Raw genomic sequence first — 15,293 nt, forward strand, 5'->3', positions numbered from 1 at the left:
ACATTTCGGGCGCAACCGGGTGGACCCGAATCGGATTATCAAGGATTGATGCCCCATGACCTTCCCCGCCACCTTTTCGCGCAGCGCCGTGATTGCCCTGGCCGCCGGCCTGCTGGCCGCGTGCAGTTCGTCGGACGAGCCGGTGGCAGAGGAAAGCCCTCCTGCCGCGCCCGCGCCCGTGTTGACCCCTGCGCCCACGCCCACCGTGGCGGCTGACGGATCGCCGCTGGCGCTGGGGAGCTGGAACATCAACGAGGATGCGACCGGCGCCAGCGCCAGCTTCCAGCCGCCCGAAGGCGATGCGCTGCTGGTGCTCACCTGCGATGCGGCCAGCCGCAGCCTTTCCATGGCGGTCAGCAATACCAGCCCCGGCAACCAGACCTTCGTGATCGAAGCGGGCGGCACCGCCGCGCGGCTGGACATGATGGCCGATGGCAATGCCGCGCTGCCCCGGCAGGTCGCGCAGATCGCGATCAACGCGCCGGTTTTCGGCGGCTTCGTGCAGCCGGGCGGCGCGATCGAGATCAGCCAGCCGGGCGGCCCCACGGTGCGCGTGCCCGCCGCGCCGGGCATCCGCCGCATATTTGAAAGGTGCCAATGACCCTGCGTTTCCCCTCGTCCGTTCTACGCCGCGCCATCCTGGTGATGGGAGGTTCGGCAGGCGCGCTGGCACTGGCAGGCTGCATCCCGCCCGCCAGCGACGCGCCGCCCGCGCCCCGGACAGAGCCGGTTGCGGCGCCAGCGCCCGAGCCTGCGCCCGCTCCGCCGCCTTCTGCCTCTGCCGACATCCCGCCTCTGGAGCCGCATCCCGAAGAATGGATCGATCAGCCGCAAACGGCGGGGGACTGGCGCTGGCGCGCGGCGGGCACGGAAAGCGTTGCCGAATTTTCCGATCCGGCCGGGGCCATTCTGGCGCGGCTTGTCTGCACGGCCGACCGGCAGGTGCTGATCGCGGTTGCCGGCAGCCAGCCGACCCGCGGCGTGCGGGTGCGCACCGAAACTCGCGACGCGCTGCTGACCGCAAACTTGCGCGAAGGATGGCTGGAAACCCGCCTCGTCGCACGTGACGCGATCCTCGATGCCATGGCCTTTTCGCGCGGGCGTTTCGCGTTGGAGGTGCAAGGGGGCCGGGCGCTGTATCTGCCCAGCTACCCCGAACTGACGCGTGTGCTGGAAGATTGCCGCCGTTGACAGGGATCGGATTGATCCGGCCCGAAACCCCAATTCTGACTGTGAAAAACTTTTTTACAAGTCTTGTGTTGCAACGCGGCAGAATCCACATTCCACCCAAGGCCAGCGGTTAATCGCGGTCTTCGCCCGGCAGAGCACTGGCGGGTGTAGGCTCAACAGCGCGAAAGGAGGTGATCCGATGTCTCATGGTTCAGCAGGGAGGTCGGTTAGTTTCCGCGCGGGGCATTATCGGTTCTGATTTATCGTAACCGGTAAAGGCTTCGTGGGCGGCACTTCCGGCCGCTGACCATGCGAAAGGCGGTTCCCTGTCAGGCAGGGGCCGCCTTTCTCATTTGTGCCGCGCCTATTTGCCCTGTCCGGCCTTCCGCCAAAGCCCCCTTTCCCTCGCCCGTTTTGCCCGCTAGCACGGCGGCAAATCTGGTTGCCAAAGATATAATAATTCAATCTTCCCCAATCGATTGAAATTATATAACAGGCGATCGACACAAGCCCGAAGGACATCCCCCCATGGCGACCGCCGCCGCGCCCCTCACCATTGCCCGCATCCCCCACCCCGCCCCCACCGCGCCCGATCTGCGCGAAGCCGCGATTGCTGATCCCGGTTTTGGCCGCGTGTTCACCGATCACATGGTGGTGATCGACTGGAGCGAGGAAAACGGCTGGCACAATGCCGCGCTCGGCCCGCGCGGCCCCATCCCGCTCGATCCGGCGGCAAGCGTGCTGCATTACGCGCAGGAAATCTTCGAAGGGCTGAAGGCCTATCGGCTGGACGATGGCGCGATGGCCCTGTTCCGGCCCGATCAGAACGCGCAGCGCTTCAACGCCAGCGCCCGCCGCCTCGCCATGCCGGAAATTCCGGAGGAGCTGTTTGTCGAGGCGGTGCGCCAACTGGTGCTGGCCGATGCCGACTGGTTCCCCAAGGTGGAAGGCGGCTCGCTTTATATCCGGCCCTTCATGTTTGCGAGCGAGCCGTTTCTGGGCGTGCGCCCGGCCAAGCAATACAAGTTCGTGGTGATCCTGTCGCCCGCCGGCAATTACTTCAAGAGCGGCGCACCCGCCGTGTCGGTGTGGGTGTCGGATTATACCCGCGCGGCCCCCGGCGGCACGGGCGCGGCGAAGTGCGGCGGCAATTACGCCGCCAGCCTTGTCCCCACCAGCGAGGCCTTTGCCCATGGCCACGACCAGGTTGTGTTTCTCGACGCGGCAGAGCGCCGCTGGATCGAGGAACTGGGCGGCATGAACCTGTTCTTCGTGTTTGACGATGGCAGCATCCTCACCCCGCCGCTGACCGGCACGATCCTGCCCGGCATTACCCGCGAAAGCCTGCTCACGCTGGCGCGCGAGGAAGGGCTTGCCGTGCGCGAGGAGCGTTACAGCATCGACCAGTGGCAGGACGATGCGGCGTCGGGCCGGCTGGTGGAAACCTTCGCCTGCGGGACTGCTGCGGTCGTCACCCCGGTGGGCCGCGTGGCGGGCCGCGCGCATGATTTCACCATTGGCAGCGGCGGGCCGGGGCAATTGACCGGCAAGCTGAAGCAGAAGCTGGTCGATATCCAGCGCGGGCTTGCCGAAGATCGCCACGGCTGGGTGATGCGCCTTTGATGCTGCACGCCTTCCGCTGGATCGCGCTGGGCGAAGGCGTGACCACTTTGGCGCTGTTCCTTGTTGCCATGCCGCTCAAATATTGGGGCGGCAATCCGGTGTTGGTGCCACCGGTGGGCATGGCGCATGGCCTCGCGTGGGTGGCCTATGTGGTGGCAATGGGCGTGTGCCTTCCGGGCAAGGGCTTTTCGGTCAGCGAATGGGCGCGCACCTTTGTGGCGGCGCTGTTTCCCTTTGGCACCTTCCTGAATGACGGGCTGATTTGCCGGAAAATGGCGGCGCGGTCCGCCGCCTGAAGCTTACCCGCCGATATCGTTCCAGCGCCGCGCCGGCAGCGCGGCGGCTTCGGCCAGCAAGGCATCGGCCATGCGCATCGCATCGGCCAATACGGCGTCGTTCTGAGTAGCAGGCAGCGCTTCGCCCGTCACCGCAATGCGCGCCGTGCGCGACAGCAGAATGATGTTGCGGCGCGTTTCGCCGGTCTCGGCCACGGAAACGCCCACGCGCTGCGACCCGGCGGAGACGGTATGTTCGCCCGCGGCCACATCGGCAAAGCGGTAGGAGCCATCCGCCCCGCTCACCGTGCGGGCATTGCCCAGCACCAGTTCCACGCCCGCCGCCGCCTGGCCGCGCGCATCGTATACTGTGCCCGCAACATCGCCGGCCTGCGCCGCCACGGGGGCGCACAGGGCAAGGAGAGCGGCAAGAAAGACAGATTGACGCAAGGGAACGGCTCCACCAGCGCGACTCGGTGCCGCACCTGAACCCTTTCCCAAGACGAGCAATGTGACGGTTGCATTACATCCGTGTCACACAGGGGACTTACCGCAAGGCCTTCAGCACCAGTGCGCTCGCCCTCTCGCCAATCATGATGCTGGTGGCATTGGTGTTCCCCTGCGGGATTGTGGGCATCACGCTGGCATCGGCCACCCACAGACCGGCCACGCCCTTCACCCGGCAATCGGCAGTCAGCGGGGCCATCGGATCGTCTGCCGCACCCATCTTCACCGTGCCCACCGGGTGATACATCGGGATGGTTGCCGCCCCCACATAAGCCCGCAAAGCATCTGCCGACGAGCAATCGGCACCCGGACGCACTTCGCCCGTCACCAGCGGGGCAATCGCGTCCTGCCCCATGATCCGGCGCGCGATCTGGAGGCCTTCGACCAGTTGCACCGCATCCTCCTCCACCCCCAGCAAGTGGTGGCGGATCACCGGGGCGGCAGCGGGATCATTGCTGCGCAATGTGACGGTGCCGCGCGCTTCGGGCCGCATCAATGCCACGAAGGTGGACACGCTGCTGTTCTCTCGCAGCGCCAGATTGCCCGTGGGCGTGACATCAAAGGCAAAGGCGGAAAAGGCCAGCTGGATATTGGGCGCGGGCAGGCCATCGCGGCTGCGGACAAAGGCCTGCGCGTGGCCGATCCCGGTGGTCAGCGCGCCGCGCCGCGTGAACAGAAAGGCGAGTAGGCTTTTCAGTCCCGCCAGCCCCCGGCTGTCATCGTTCAGCGTATGCGCCGCTACCTCGTTCACCAGATGGACGCCGGGATGTTCCTGCAAATTCTGCCCCACGCCCGGCGCATCCACCGCCACCGCGATGCCGTGCTCGCGCAAATGCGCCGCCGGGCCGATCCCTGACAGCATCAGCAGGCGCGGCGAATTGAGCGCGCCTGCGCACAGCACCACGCCTTCACGCGCCGCAAGGTCGAGCACCTCGCCCCCGCGCCTTATGGTCACGCCTGTCGCGCGGCCGCCCTCCAGCCGGATCTTCAGCACCTGCGTTTCGAGCAGAATGTCCAGCCCCAGCGGTTTTGCCTTCAGATACCCGGCGGCCGTGGACGAACGCAGCCCGCCCCGCTGCGACAGTTGGATATAATCGACGCCTTCATTGTGCTGCCCGTTCAGATCGGGCGAGCGGGGATACCCGGCCTGCTGCACCGCCGCGATCCAGTCTGCCGTCACGCCATAAGTGCTGCGCACTTCGGAAACGGCAATTGGCCCGCCTGACCCGCGCCATTCATCGCTCCCGCGCTCATTATCTTCCAGCCGGCGGAAGAATGGCAGCACGCTGGCGTAATCCCAGCCCGCCGCGCCAAGACTGGCCCAGCGGTCGTAATCATAGGCGTGGCCGCGGATGAACATCATTCCGTTGATCGCGCTGCCTCCGCCCAGCCTCTTGCCCGCAGGCCAGACATCGCCCCTGCCGCCCACGCTGGGATCAGGCTCTGCCCGGTACATCCAGTCGAATTGCGGCGTATGCACCATGCCCGCCATCAGCGCAGGCACATAGGAACGGATATCGCGGTGGCTGCGCCCGGCTTCGAGCAACAGCACCCGCTTACCGCCTTGCGCCAGCCGCGTCGCCATCGCCATGCCCGCAGAGCCGCCGCCGATCACGATCAGATCCGGTGTGTGTGCCAAAGCCTCTCTCCCTCGCCAGCCCCCTCGCCAGCCCCCTCGCCTCTTGGGCAGAAAGCTGCTTTACCGCAAGCGTGATGGATGACCGGGCAATGATGGAGGCAAGCGCAGGCGCGCGATTGGCGCTGCTGGAGACAAGCTTTGCGCGCCTGACGGGCCGCCCGCTGGCCCCCGGCGGCGACCTGTGGAACGCCCCCGCCGCCATCGTGGCGCATGGCACGCAAGACCCGCCGCGCTTTTTCTTCGGCAATGCGCAGGCCCTTGCCCTTTTCCGCATCGGCGCGGCCCGCTTCATCGGCCTGCCCAGCCACGAAAGTGCCGAGCCGGCCCTGCGCGCGGAGCGCGCTGCCATGCTCGCCCGGCTGGAGGCGGACGATGTGGTCACCGGCTATCACGGCATACGCATCGCGGCGGATGGCACACGCTTTTGCATCCGCGACGCGGTGATCTGGAACCTGCGCGATGCAAGCGGCCAGCGCCATGGCCAGGCCGCGTGGTTCGACACATGGGAAATGCTGTAGCAGCGCAAAGTTTCTCTTGCTTGAGGCTGCGCCGCGCACCACCCATCAAAGGCAGAAATTTTGAGGGAACAGGAGAGCGCTTCCCATGTCCGATACCTATACCCCGCCCCGCGTCTGGAGCCCGGATGACATGGGCGGCGCCTTCGGCTCCATCAACCGCCCCACATCCGGCGCACGCGAGGAAAAGGCGCTTCCGCAAGGCGAGCACCCCTTCCAGCTCTATTCGCTGGGCACGCCCAACGGGGTGAAGGTAACGATCATGTTCGAGGAGCTGCTCGAAGCGGGCTTTTCGCAGGCCGAATATGACGCCTGGCAGATCCGCATCTTTGCCGGCGACCAGTTTGGGTCGGGCTTTGTCGATCTCAATCCCAATTCGAAAATTCCGGCGCTGCTCGACCGCAGCGGGCCCGAACCTTTCCGCGTGTTCGAAAGCGGCGCGATCCTGCTGCATCTGGCGGAAAAGTTCGACTTCCTTCTGCCCAAAACAAACCCCGCGCGAGCCGAAGTATTCAGCTGGCTGATGTGGCAAATGGGCAGCGCGCCCTTCATCGGCGGGGGCTTCGGGCATTTCTATGTCTACGCGCCCGAACGCTACAAATACCCGATTGACCGCTATGCCATGGAAACCAAGCGCCTGTTCGATGTGGCGGACAAGCAATTGGCAAAGACCGAATATCTGGCCGGGAATGATTACACCATCGCTGATATCGCCGCCTATACCTGGCTGGGGAACCTGTTCCACGGCGCGTATAACCGCTGCGACATCTTCCTGGGGCTGGACGAATACCGGAATGTCGAACGCTGGGTGCGCGCCATTGATGCGCGGCCCGCCGCCATTCGCGGGCGGCTGGTGAATACGCAGGCCCTGCCCGAACGCCACAGCGCCGCCGATTTCGACGCAGTGGAAGATCGCAGCCTGTTCGATCCGGTGCGCAAGCGGCCCGATACGCTGTGAAAGCGGCGAAATAGGGTCTTTTGGCCCCTTCCCAAATCGGCCAGCCGCTTTATAGGGGCGGCTCGCTATGGCCCTGAAGGGCCATCTGCTGGGGCGTCGCCAAGTGGTAAGGCACCGGTTTTTGGTACCGGCATTCGCAGGTTCGAATCCTGCCGCCCCAGCCAGTTTTCCACCGACGCCTCGCTTTGCCGCGATTCACGCTTCCAGCGGCTCTGTCGCCAGCCCCAGTTCGGGAATGGAGACCGAGCGGCGGCCGCTGAAATCGGTGCGCACCACGATCAGGCCGCATTTCTCGTAATGGTCGAGCAGGCGGCGCAGGCGGCCGGGCGAATTGGTGCCGTATATCCGCGCCAGCTCGTCATCATCGGGGCAGGGCCGCCCGTCGCGCGCGGCGCCCGCAATCGCCAGAAACGGCGCCAGCAGATCGTCGGCCAGCACGCTTCCCACGCGCACGATGTCGCGCCAGCCCTCGCCCGCCGGATCGTCCACGCCCGCCACCGCCATGGCGAAACGGCGGCGGAATTGCCCCATGTCGAGGCTGGACGCGGTGAGCCGCTGCATCCGGCACCGAACCGAAAAATCCTGATACAGCTTGGCCGGCTGCTGGAAGGTGCAGCCTTCCTCCGCCGCCATGTCCGCCAGAATCGCGGCGATGGCTGCGTCCACTTCGGCCGTTGAGGGGGCGAACAGCAGCGGCTGCTCCACCTCCTGCGGCTCTGCCTCGGCGGGGGCTGCGGCTATTCGGGCGAGCAATTCGTCGGCACGCGGCGCAGGCGGTGCAGAGGGCGCAGGGTGAGCCGGCGCGGCGTCTTCCAGATGCAGCCCGTCATGCAGCAATGCGTGCAATTCGTCGGGCGAGGCGGTGGGAGGCGGGGCCATTTTGGGCACCGCCACGCGCACGCCCGTCTGCACACCGCCGATCTTCACCGCCACCGGGCGGCGGCTGATCGCGGGGCCAAGCCCCAGAAACTCGCCGCGCGCCAGATCGCGGATCTGTTCGGCCTGCCGCCGCTCCATCCCCAGCAAATCCGCCGCGCGCGCCATGTCGATATCGAGGAAGGTGCGCCCCATCAGGAAATTGGACGCCTCCGCCGCCACATTCTTGGCAAGTTTGGCCAGCCGCTGCGTGGCGACGATCCCGGCAAGGCCGCGCTTGCGCCCGCGGCACATGAGGTTGGTCATCGCGGCAAGGCTGATGCGGCGGGCCTCGTCGCTCACTTCGCCAGCGGCGGCGGGGGCAAACATCTGCGCCTCGTCCACCACCACCAGCGCGGGGAACCATTGGTCGCGCGGGGCATCGAACAATGCGGACAGGAACAGCGCGGCGCAGCGCATCTGCGCCTCCACCTCCAGCCCGTCGAGCGCCAGCACAACCGAGGCGCGGTGTTCGCGGATGCGCGCGCCCAGCCGGGTGAGTTCAGCGGGCGAATAGGCCGCACCGTCGACCACGATATGCCCGAACACATCGGCCAGCGTCACAAAATCGCCTTCGGGATCGATCACGATCTGCTGCACCAGTCCCGCGCTTTCTTCCAGCAGGCGGCGCAGCAGATGCGATTTGCCCGATCCGCTGTTGCCCTGCACCAGCAGGCGCGTGGCCAGCAGTTCCTCGATATCGATCGAAACGGGGCGGCCGTTTGCTTCGGTGCCGATCTGGATGGGTGCGCTCACGCCAGCGGGCCTACCGGGCCACCGGGATTCGGGCCAAGGGCGCGGCGGCGGTTTTCCAGAGGTTTTGCCGGCAATCCCCGTGCGGTCAACGCGGGCCGGCCGCTGTGCCCGCCACGCGGCCATCGTCCTTGCGGGTGGCGAGGTAGAGGCCCGTCACCGTTGCCACGCTGGCCCCCAGCACGGCCATGCCCGCCCCTGCCGGCCCGTGGATATCCACCAGCCAGACCAGCGCGGCCAGCGCGCAGGCAGTGGGCACGGCACGCAGCAGGAAATTGGTGACCGCCCGGCCCCGCGCCACCATCAGCGCCTCCAGACTCGCCCCGCCCAGCTCGATCGCGGCGGCGGCGGACAGGAGGATCATCGGGGTATAGGCGGCCAGGAAATCGGGCCCCGCAATCACCGTGATGACCCAGCGGCCAGCGATCAGCGAAAGAAGCACGGCGGAAAAACCCGTCACTACCGCGATCAGCGCGATTCGCCCGGCGATGGAACGGGCCACATCGGGCGATTTCACGAGTTCGGGATAGGTCGCGCGCAGCAGCGCCTGCGCCAGCTTCAGCAGCCCTTCGCCCAGTTGCGCAGCCACGCGGTAAATCCCCGCCAGTGCGGGGCCACCAAGACCACCGACCAGCAGCACCAGCACCTGCCGCGAGGAAATGGCGAGCAGGCCCGACAGCGACGTGCCGATCACGAAAGGCCAGGCCCGCTCATGCTTGGAGGGGATGCGGCGCAGGCTCATATGCCGCCAGAACAAGGGCTGGGTTCGCCGCGCGAAGTGCCAGTACGTCGCCGCCGTCACGATTTCGGCTGCCGCCCAGGCCATCAAAAAACCCTCGATCGTGGGCAGGAACAGGAAGGCCAGCCCCGCCCCCGTCACCCGCACGATCGACGTCACCGCATCGGCCGTGGCGGCACGGGCGAACTTGTCGTGCAGGCGCAGAATGCCTGTGGGAGTCGACCGGATCGAAAGCAGCGCCACGCAGGTATAGGCAAAGGTTTCCAGCCGCAGCCAACCGGGCAGCGGCAGCCAGCTTCCCGCGAAAGAGAGGATAATGGCGGCGAGGATGATGCCCACCACAATCGTCAGCGCATCCAGCGCCAGCGCAAAGCCGGTGGCATCGGGCAGACTTTCCTTGCTCTGCCCCCAGCGCACCACGGTTTGCCAGGTCTGGAATTGCGAAATGCCCGCCAGCGCCTGCCCGAAGGTAACCGCCAGAATGAACTGGCCGAAATCCTCCAGCCCCAGCGCGCGGGTGGCCATGGCAAGGTAGGCAAGGCTGAGCACACCATTGATTCCGCGCGCACTCATCAGCCAGCCGGTATTCTGCAAAGCGCGCTTGATCATGGTGGATTTTGCCCTGCCCCAGATTTGCGGGAATTGCAAAACCCCAATGCAGCGATACTGTCCAGTCCGGGGGAGAGGAATCACATGGACGGCACGGCAATCGCCTTGCGCTTCGTCAAGCTGCAGGTGGATGACATGGCGAGCGCCCTGGCGTTCTGGCAAAGCGCCTTCGGCTTCGAGGTGCAGGCCACTTATGACGAGCCCGGCTTTCTGGAGCACGTGCTGGCGATTGCAGGCGAGAACGGCGGGCTGTCGCTGATGCTGGTGCAGCCAAAGCCTGCCGCGCGGCTGGAGCAGGGCACGGCTCATGGCCCGCTTGGCTTCATGTGCGCAGATATTTCCGCCGCGCTGCAAAGGGCGCTGGCCGCAGGTGCGCGCGTGACCATGCCAGTGACGCAAGTGGCCCCCGGCGTGCAGGTCTGCCTGCTGGAAAGCCCGCAGGGTCACGCGGTCGAGCTGGTCCAGCTGGACACTTGAAAAACAGAACATCGGAAACGGGAGAGGAACCGAGATGAGCACCCAACAGCCCCTTTTCGCCCTGACTCGCCGCGAGCTGGTTGCCGGCGCGCTGGGCACGGCCGCACTAGCGGTGCCGCTGCCGGGCAAGGCGCATGATTCAGGCCGCCGACCCAACTTCCTGTTCATCATGGCCGATGACCTCGGCTATGCGGACCTGTCCTGCTATGGACGGCGCGAATACACGACGCCGGTGCTGGATTCGCTTGCGGCGCAGGGGATGAAGTTCACCCACGGCTACGCCAATTCCGCGGTCTGTTCCGCAACGCGTGTAGGGCTGATTACAGGGCGCTATCAATACCGGCTGGATGTGGGTCTGGACGAACCGCTGGGCCGCCCCGGCGTGGGGCTGGAGCCGCACATACCCACGCTCCCCTCGCTGCTCAAAGCGGCGGGATACCGCACTGCGCTGGTCGGCAAATGGCATCTGGGCCTGCTGCCCGATTTCAGCCCGCTGAAAAGCGGTTACGACGAATTCTGGGGCAATCGCGGCGGCGGGGTGGATTATTTCACCCACCGGGTGAACGGCAATCTGGATGTGTGGGACGGCGATGTGCAGGTGGAAGCCACCGGCTATTACACCGATCTGCTGGCCGACCGGTCCATCCGCTTTATCGAAGAACGCGCAGGCGAGCCGGATACGCCGTGGCTGCTCAGCCTGCATCTTACCGCGCCGCATTGGCCGTGGCAGGGCAACGATGCCGAAGGGGCCAGCGAAAGCGCACGCATCGCCAGCAAGGCCCCCGTGCCGGGCGAACTGGACATCGTGCATTATGATGGCGGGACGATGGAAACCTATGCCGCGATGATGACGAACATGGACGCCAATATCGGCCGTGTGCTGAAGCGCGTCGCGGAGCTGGGGATGGAAGGGGACACCGTCGTCGTCTTCACCAGCGATAATGGCGGCGAACGCTTCAGCTTCAATTGGCCGTTTACCGGCATCAAGACCGAACTGCTCGAAGGCGGCATCCGCGTGCCCTTCATCGTCAAATGGCCGGGCCTCACCGCGCCGGGATCGGAAAGCGACACGCCTGCGCTGTCGATGGATTTCCTGCCCACTTTCCTTGCCGCCGCCGGCACTGCGCCGCATCCCGATTACCCCACCGACGGGATGGATCTGCGCCCCGTTCTGGCCGGATACGCCACGCCGCAGCGTGATCTGTTCTGGCGCTATCGCAGCAAGAGCCAGCGCGCATTGCGGCGCGGGCGCTACAAATACCTCAAGATCAACGACAACGAGTTCCTGTTCGATATCGTGGCCGACCCGATGGAGCGCGGCAATCTGAAGGACCGGATGCCCGACCTGTTTGCCGATCTGAAATCCACCTATGAAGCCTGGAATGCCGGGATGCTCGATGACCCGGCTGCACCCAGCTACGGCTTTGAATCGCGGATGCTGGCCGATCACTTCGCGCCGATCAGGTAATCCCGTCAAGCGCGCGGCGGGGCGTCCATCGCCGCCCCGCCGATGCGGCCCTTGTTGTAAATGCCCAGCAGCGTGATCAGCACCGCAATCGCCAGCGCAGGCATGGCGGCTATCAGCATGATTTCCTGCAAGGACAGCGCATAGACCAGCGCAAGGCCGCCCGCCCAGGTGAACACGATCCCGCCAAAGCGGCCCACCGCGCCCGCCCAGCCGATGCCGCTGCTGCGCATTTCGGGCGGATAGCCCAGCGTGGCGAGGTTGTTGATGCCGGTCTGCCCGCCCACCTGGCAGAAATTCCACACGATCAGCGCAGTCACCATCATCACCGCCGCGCCCGGCGGGACATAGCCGATGGCGGCAATCGCCATCGCATCCAGCACGAAATAGCCCGCAATGATCCAATAGGGATTCATCCGGTCCATCAGCCAGCCCATTACCAGCGTGCCGGTGGCCCCGCCGAAATAGCCGTAGATCATGTAGAGCGCGAAGGTTTCGATCGGCATATTCGCCAGCTCGAACATGAAGGCCGCCAGCCAGCTCGACAGCAGCGCGATATTGCCCAGCGAGAAGAAGCAGATGCACCACAAAAGCGCGGTCTGCACGCGGAAGCGCTTGCCGAACATGGCGAGCGGCCCCGCCTTTTCCACCGCGGCCTGATCGCCCATCTGGAACAGTTCGTCACCCTTCAGCACCAGATTGCGGTCCATCCGGCGCAGCACCCGGGGGATTTCGGGGTCCTTGCCATCACGGTTGACGCGGAAGGCGACGCTTTCAGGGATCAGCAGCAGCAGCAGGATCGCCGCCAGCGGAACCACGCCGCCCGCGATGAAGAAGCCTTCCCAGCCGATTTCCTCCAGCCACCATGCGGTCATTGCGCCGCTGGCAAGGTTGCCGCCCGAAAAGCACACCAGCGCAATCGACATGAACAGCGCACGGCGGCGGCGGGGGGTGGATTCGCTCAGCAGGGCAAGGCCCACGGGTAGCATGGCGGAAAAGAAGATGCCCGATATGCCGCGCAGCCAGGCCAGCATTTCAAAACTGGTCGCAAAGGCCGCCCACAGGCTCAGCGAGCCAAAGACGAGAAGGCACAGCGCCAACACCGGCTTGCGGCCGATCTTGTCGGCCAGCGGCGGCATGATGATCGCGCCGATGAGCATCCCCACCTGCGCATAGGTCAGCACCGGCTGCATATCGACCGATGCGCCGCCCAGCCCGGTGGCAATCGCAGGCACGATCTTGCCCACGAAATACATATCGAACCCGTCAAGGAACAGGACGACCGAGACGACCACCAATGTCAGGATTTCGCGCGCACCAATGGGCCGCTCGTCAATAAAGGCGGCAACGTCAAACCGCGCTGCCGTGGCAGTGGCTATGGCCATGTCCCCTCCCCAGGATTATATGGAAAGTGAGAGTGGCGGGCAGCGGGGGCCGCGTCAATGGGCTGGATTTGTGGGGCTCAACAGATCGCGTCGTTAACAGACGAACTAACTCGCGGCCTTCAAATTGGCCCGCGTTTTGTGGGTTATCTATTCGTCCCTAATTTCCGAGCTGGGAATCCTCGTGGGTCTAACCCGGAAAGATTCATTTTGAAGTCGCTGTTCAATCTCGAAAACTCGATCTTCGGCCAAACGAGCCAGCCATGCCCTAAGGATACTCGAAACTACATAAAGACCGAGCAAGATAGCGAGATTGCCCAGAACAACCCATTGCCCGGCAAAGACGGCTGCGACAATCCCGGTGAGCACTACCCCAGCACCGAACATCACAATTCCAACAATGACGCCCAACATACCCCATTCAGTATAGGTTATCGCCAATGCGAAAAACCAAACACAGGCCCCGAAAGCAATGGAGGCGAGACCGTATAAGCTACTGGCCAAGCCCCTAGAAGCAGGAATAACTGCCAAAGGGATAATTATTATCCCGGAAAAAACTGCAATACCAATAATTCTTGGGATAAAATCAAGCATCCAAAGGCTTAGTTCGGCAGCGCCAAACAGTAATAATATTGGAATAACGAGAATAACGAGCAGCAGCAGCATCCCCCCTGCCACACCGCCAGCACTCTTGAGTTTTTCCATCGCTAAACGCCCCCTTCAATGTTCAGGTTATCCCTGAAGGAGGCCGGAAGGCAAGAGGACACAGCCATTCCTTTGCTCACCACTTTTGCACAGAAATACTCAATTAATTTACAATTTGGCCCCCCTACGCCGCGTCGGCGCGGCGTTCGGCCAGTTCCAGATTGAGCATCTCGGCCAGCGTGAAGGCCATTTCCAGCGATTGCGCCGCATTCAGACGCGGGTCGCAATGCGTGTGGTAGCGGTCGGCAAGGCCGGCATCGGTGATCGCCACCGCGCCGCCGGTGCATTCGGTCACATCCTGCCCGGTCATTTCCAGATGGATGCCGCCGGCATGGGTGCCTTCGGCGCGGTGCACGGCGAAGAAGCCTTTCACCTCGCTCAGGATGCGGTCGAAGGGGCGCGTCTTGTAGCCGCTGTCGGACTTGATGACATTGCCGTGCATCGGATCGCAGCTCCACACCACCGGGTGCCCTTCACGCGCCACGGCGCGCACCAGGCGCGGCAGCGCGGCTTCGACCTTGTCATGGCCAAAACGGGCGATCAGCGTCATCCGGCCCGCTTCGCGTGCGGGGTTGAGCACATCGAGCATCCGCAGCAGCGCGTCCGGCTCCAGGCTGGGGCCGCACTTCATGCCGATGGGGTTGTTGATGCCGCGCATGAATTCGACATGGGCGGATTCGGCAAAGCGCGTGCGATCCCCGATCCACAGCATATGCGCGGAGGTGTCATACCATTCGCCGGTCAGCGAATCGCGGCGCGTCATCGCTTGCTCGTAAGGCAGCAGCAGCGCCTCGTGGCTGGTATAGAGGCTGGCCATCTTGAGCTGCGGCTGATCCTCGATATCGATGCCGCAGGCTTCCATGAAATCCAGCGCCTCGCCAATGCGGTCAGCGATCGACTTGTATTGTTCAGCCCACGGGCTGCGGCCCATGAAATCCAGCGTCCACTGGTGCACTTGCCGCAGATTGGCATAGCCGCCGGTGGTGAAAGCGCGCAGCAGGTTGAGCGTGGCGGCCGCCTGGCTGTAGGCGCGCACCATGCGCATGGGATCGTTGCGGCGGCTTTCGGGCGTGAAGTCGATGCCGTTGATATTGTCGCCGTAATAGCTGGGCAGTTCCACGCCGCCGATCGTCTCGGTCGCGGCGCTGCGTGGCTTGGCGAACTGGCCTGCCATGCGCGCCACCTTCACCACCGGCATCTTGCTGGCATAGGTGAGCACGGCGGCCATCTGCAGGATCACGCGCAGCGTGTCGCGGATATTGTTCGGCGTGAATTCGGCGAAGCTTTCCGCACAATCACCGCCTTGCAGCAGGAAGGCATTGCCTGCCGCCACATCGCCCAGCTTGGCCTTCAGCGCGCGCGCTTCACCTGCAAAGACCAGCGGGGGAAAGCCGGACAGCACCCGCTCGGCTTCGGCCAGCGCAGCAGCGTCTTCATAGTGCGGCAGGTGCTTTGCAACGAATTGCTCCTGCTTCCAGCTATCGGGGGTCCAGTTCTGAGCCACGGTCTTCATATTTTCCAAAAATGCCTCGTCGTCTTCCGCATATCGGAACCGGACGCT

The 15,293-nt window shown here is 64.7% G+C and carries 15 protein-coding genes and 1 tRNA gene; 9 read left to right on the forward strand and 7 right to left on the reverse strand.

What is annotated here, in order from left to right; translation table 11 throughout:
* Positions 1 to 55 precede the first annotated feature (55 nt).
* The 4 genes from WFP44_RS14675 (at position 56) to WFP44_RS14690 (ending at position 3,089) form a co-directional block, all read left to right on the forward strand.
* A complete protein-coding gene (locus tag WFP44_RS14675) occupies positions 56 to 601 on the forward strand; it encodes a hypothetical protein (protein ID WP_336927373.1) in 546 nt (181 codons plus the stop codon).
* The gene (locus tag WFP44_RS14680; RefSeq protein WP_336927374.1) at positions 598 to 1,191 is read left to right on the forward strand and encodes a hypothetical protein; all 594 of its coding nucleotides are present in this window, start codon (positions 598 to 600) and stop codon (positions 1,189 to 1,191) included. Before WFP44_RS14675 ends, WFP44_RS14680 begins: the two co-directional genes overlap by 4 nt.
* Positions 1,192 to 1,698: 507 nt before the next feature.
* Positions 1,699 to 2,793: a branched-chain amino acid aminotransferase gene (locus tag WFP44_RS14685; RefSeq protein ID WP_336927375.1), complete on the forward strand. Its 1,095-nt coding sequence runs from the start codon at positions 1,699 to 1,701 to the stop codon at positions 2,791 to 2,793.
* Positions 2,793 to 3,089 carry a DUF3817 domain-containing protein gene (locus WFP44_RS14690; RefSeq protein ID WP_336927376.1) on the forward strand — a complete coding sequence of 99 codons (297 nt, stop codon included), beginning with the start codon at positions 2,793 to 2,795 and terminating at the stop codon, positions 3,087 to 3,089. Before WFP44_RS14685 ends, WFP44_RS14690 begins: the two co-directional genes overlap by 1 nt.
* Positions 3,090 to 3,092: 3 nt before the next feature.
* On the opposite strand, the gene WFP44_RS14695 is transcribed toward WFP44_RS14690, so the two are convergent.
* Together WFP44_RS14695 and WFP44_RS14700 are read right to left on the reverse strand one after the other, a co-directional pair.
* Positions 3,093 to 3,518 (reverse strand): carboxypeptidase-like regulatory domain-containing protein, encoded by a 426-nt coding sequence (locus WFP44_RS14695; RefSeq protein WP_336927377.1) that lies wholly within the window; start codon positions 3,516 to 3,518, stop codon positions 3,093 to 3,095.
* A 97-nt stretch (positions 3,519 to 3,615) separates the two neighbouring features.
* Positions 3,616 to 5,214 carry a GMC family oxidoreductase gene (locus WFP44_RS14700; RefSeq protein ID WP_336927378.1) on the reverse strand — a complete coding sequence of 533 codons (1,599 nt, stop codon included), beginning with the start codon at positions 5,212 to 5,214 and terminating at the stop codon, positions 3,616 to 3,618.
* 74 nt (positions 5,215 to 5,288) lie between these two features.
* Between WFP44_RS14700 and WFP44_RS14705 the strand changes: the two genes are divergently transcribed.
* The 3 genes from WFP44_RS14705 to WFP44_RS14715 all read left to right on the forward strand — a co-directional run bounded on the left by WFP44_RS14705 (position 5,289) and on the right by WFP44_RS14715 (position 6,851).
* Positions 5,289 to 5,732 carry an MEKHLA domain-containing protein gene (locus tag WFP44_RS14705; protein WP_336927379.1) on the forward strand — a complete coding sequence of 148 codons (444 nt, stop codon included), beginning with the start codon at positions 5,289 to 5,291 and terminating at the stop codon, positions 5,730 to 5,732.
* An 85-nt stretch (positions 5,733 to 5,817) separates the two neighbouring features.
* On the forward strand, positions 5,818 to 6,687 hold the full coding sequence (gene yghU, locus WFP44_RS14710; RefSeq protein WP_336927381.1) for a glutathione-dependent disulfide-bond oxidoreductase: 870 nt from the start codon (positions 5,818 to 5,820) through the stop codon (positions 6,685 to 6,687).
* Between the two features lie 89 nt (positions 6,688 to 6,776).
* Positions 6,777 to 6,851: transfer RNA gene (locus WFP44_RS14715), tRNA-Gln, on the forward strand.
* A 31-nt stretch (positions 6,852 to 6,882) separates the two neighbouring features.
* Here the strand turns inward: WFP44_RS14715 and WFP44_RS14720 are convergent.
* Positions 6,883 to 8,358 (reverse strand): ATP-binding protein, encoded by a 1,476-nt coding sequence (locus WFP44_RS14720; RefSeq protein WP_336927382.1) that lies wholly within the window; start codon positions 8,356 to 8,358, stop codon positions 6,883 to 6,885.
* A gap of 85 nt (positions 8,359 to 8,443) precedes the next feature.
* Complete coding sequence (locus tag WFP44_RS14725; protein ID WP_336927384.1) at positions 8,444 to 9,703, reverse strand: lipopolysaccharide biosynthesis protein; 1,260 nt, start codon at positions 9,701 to 9,703, stop codon at positions 8,444 to 8,446.
* A gap of 84 nt (positions 9,704 to 9,787) precedes the next feature.
* Between WFP44_RS14725 and WFP44_RS14730 the strand changes: the two genes are divergently transcribed.
* Positions 9,788 to 10,180 (forward strand): VOC family protein, encoded by a 393-nt coding sequence (locus tag WFP44_RS14730; RefSeq protein WP_336927386.1) that lies wholly within the window; start codon positions 9,788 to 9,790, stop codon positions 10,178 to 10,180.
* A 34-nt stretch (positions 10,181 to 10,214) separates the two neighbouring features.
* A complete protein-coding gene (locus tag WFP44_RS14735) occupies positions 10,215 to 11,648 on the forward strand; it encodes a sulfatase family protein (protein ID WP_336927387.1) in 1,434 nt (477 codons plus the stop codon).
* A 5-nt stretch (positions 11,649 to 11,653) separates the two neighbouring features.
* Here WFP44_RS14735 and WFP44_RS14740 read toward each other — a convergent pair whose 3' ends face one another.
* The 3 genes from WFP44_RS14740 to WFP44_RS14750 form a co-directional block, all read right to left on the reverse strand.
* Positions 11,654 to 13,030, reverse strand: a complete 1,377-nt coding sequence (locus WFP44_RS14740; protein ID WP_336927389.1) for an MFS transporter — start codon at positions 13,028 to 13,030, stop codon at positions 11,654 to 11,656.
* A gap of 147 nt (positions 13,031 to 13,177) precedes the next feature.
* Positions 13,178 to 13,732, reverse strand: coding sequence for a hypothetical protein (locus WFP44_RS14745; protein WP_336927390.1), 555 nt, complete (start codon positions 13,730 to 13,732; stop codon positions 13,178 to 13,180).
* Between the two features lie 124 nt (positions 13,733 to 13,856).
* Entirely contained in the window at positions 13,857 to 15,236 is a 1,380-nt protein-coding gene (locus WFP44_RS14750) for a class II 3-deoxy-7-phosphoheptulonate synthase (protein WP_336927416.1), read from the reverse strand.
* Positions 15,237 to 15,293 lie beyond the last annotated feature (57 nt).

The sequence above is a fragment of the Alteraurantiacibacter palmitatis genome, from assembly GCF_037154115.1.
Taxonomy (GTDB): Bacteria; Pseudomonadota; Alphaproteobacteria; order Sphingomonadales; family Sphingomonadaceae; genus Alteraurantiacibacter; species Alteraurantiacibacter palmitatis.

Coding starts and splice junctions, on each gene's coding strand:
- WFP44_RS14680 (WP_336927374.1), top strand. CDS start 598: ATGACCCTGCGTTTCCCCTCGTCCGTTCTACGCCGCGCCATCCTGGTG.
- WFP44_RS14740 (WP_336927389.1), bottom strand. CDS start 13,030: ATGGCCATAGCCACTGCCACGGCAGCGCGGTTTGACGTTGCCGCCTTT.
- WFP44_RS14735 (WP_336927387.1), top strand. CDS start 10,215: ATGAGCACCCAACAGCCCCTTTTCGCCCTGACTCGCCGCGAGCTGGTT.
- WFP44_RS14725 (WP_336927384.1), bottom strand. CDS start 9,703: ATGATCAAGCGCGCTTTGCAGAATACCGGCTGGCTGATGAGTGCGCGC.
- WFP44_RS14745 (WP_336927390.1), bottom strand. CDS start 13,732: ATGGAAAAACTCAAGAGTGCTGGCGGTGTGGCAGGGGGGATGCTGCTG.
- WFP44_RS14685 (WP_336927375.1), top strand. CDS start 1,699: ATGGCGACCGCCGCCGCGCCCCTCACCATTGCCCGCATCCCCCACCCC.
- WFP44_RS14675 (WP_336927373.1), top strand. CDS start 56: ATGACCTTCCCCGCCACCTTTTCGCGCAGCGCCGTGATTGCCCTGGCC.
- WFP44_RS14730 (WP_336927386.1), top strand. CDS start 9,788: ATGGACGGCACGGCAATCGCCTTGCGCTTCGTCAAGCTGCAGGTGGAT.
- WFP44_RS14690 (WP_336927376.1), top strand. CDS start 2,793: ATGCTGCACGCCTTCCGCTGGATCGCGCTGGGCGAAGGCGTGACCACT.
- WFP44_RS14705 (WP_336927379.1), top strand. CDS start 5,289: ATGGATGACCGGGCAATGATGGAGGCAAGCGCAGGCGCGCGATTGGCG.
- yghU (WP_336927381.1), top strand. CDS start 5,818: ATGTCCGATACCTATACCCCGCCCCGCGTCTGGAGCCCGGATGACATG.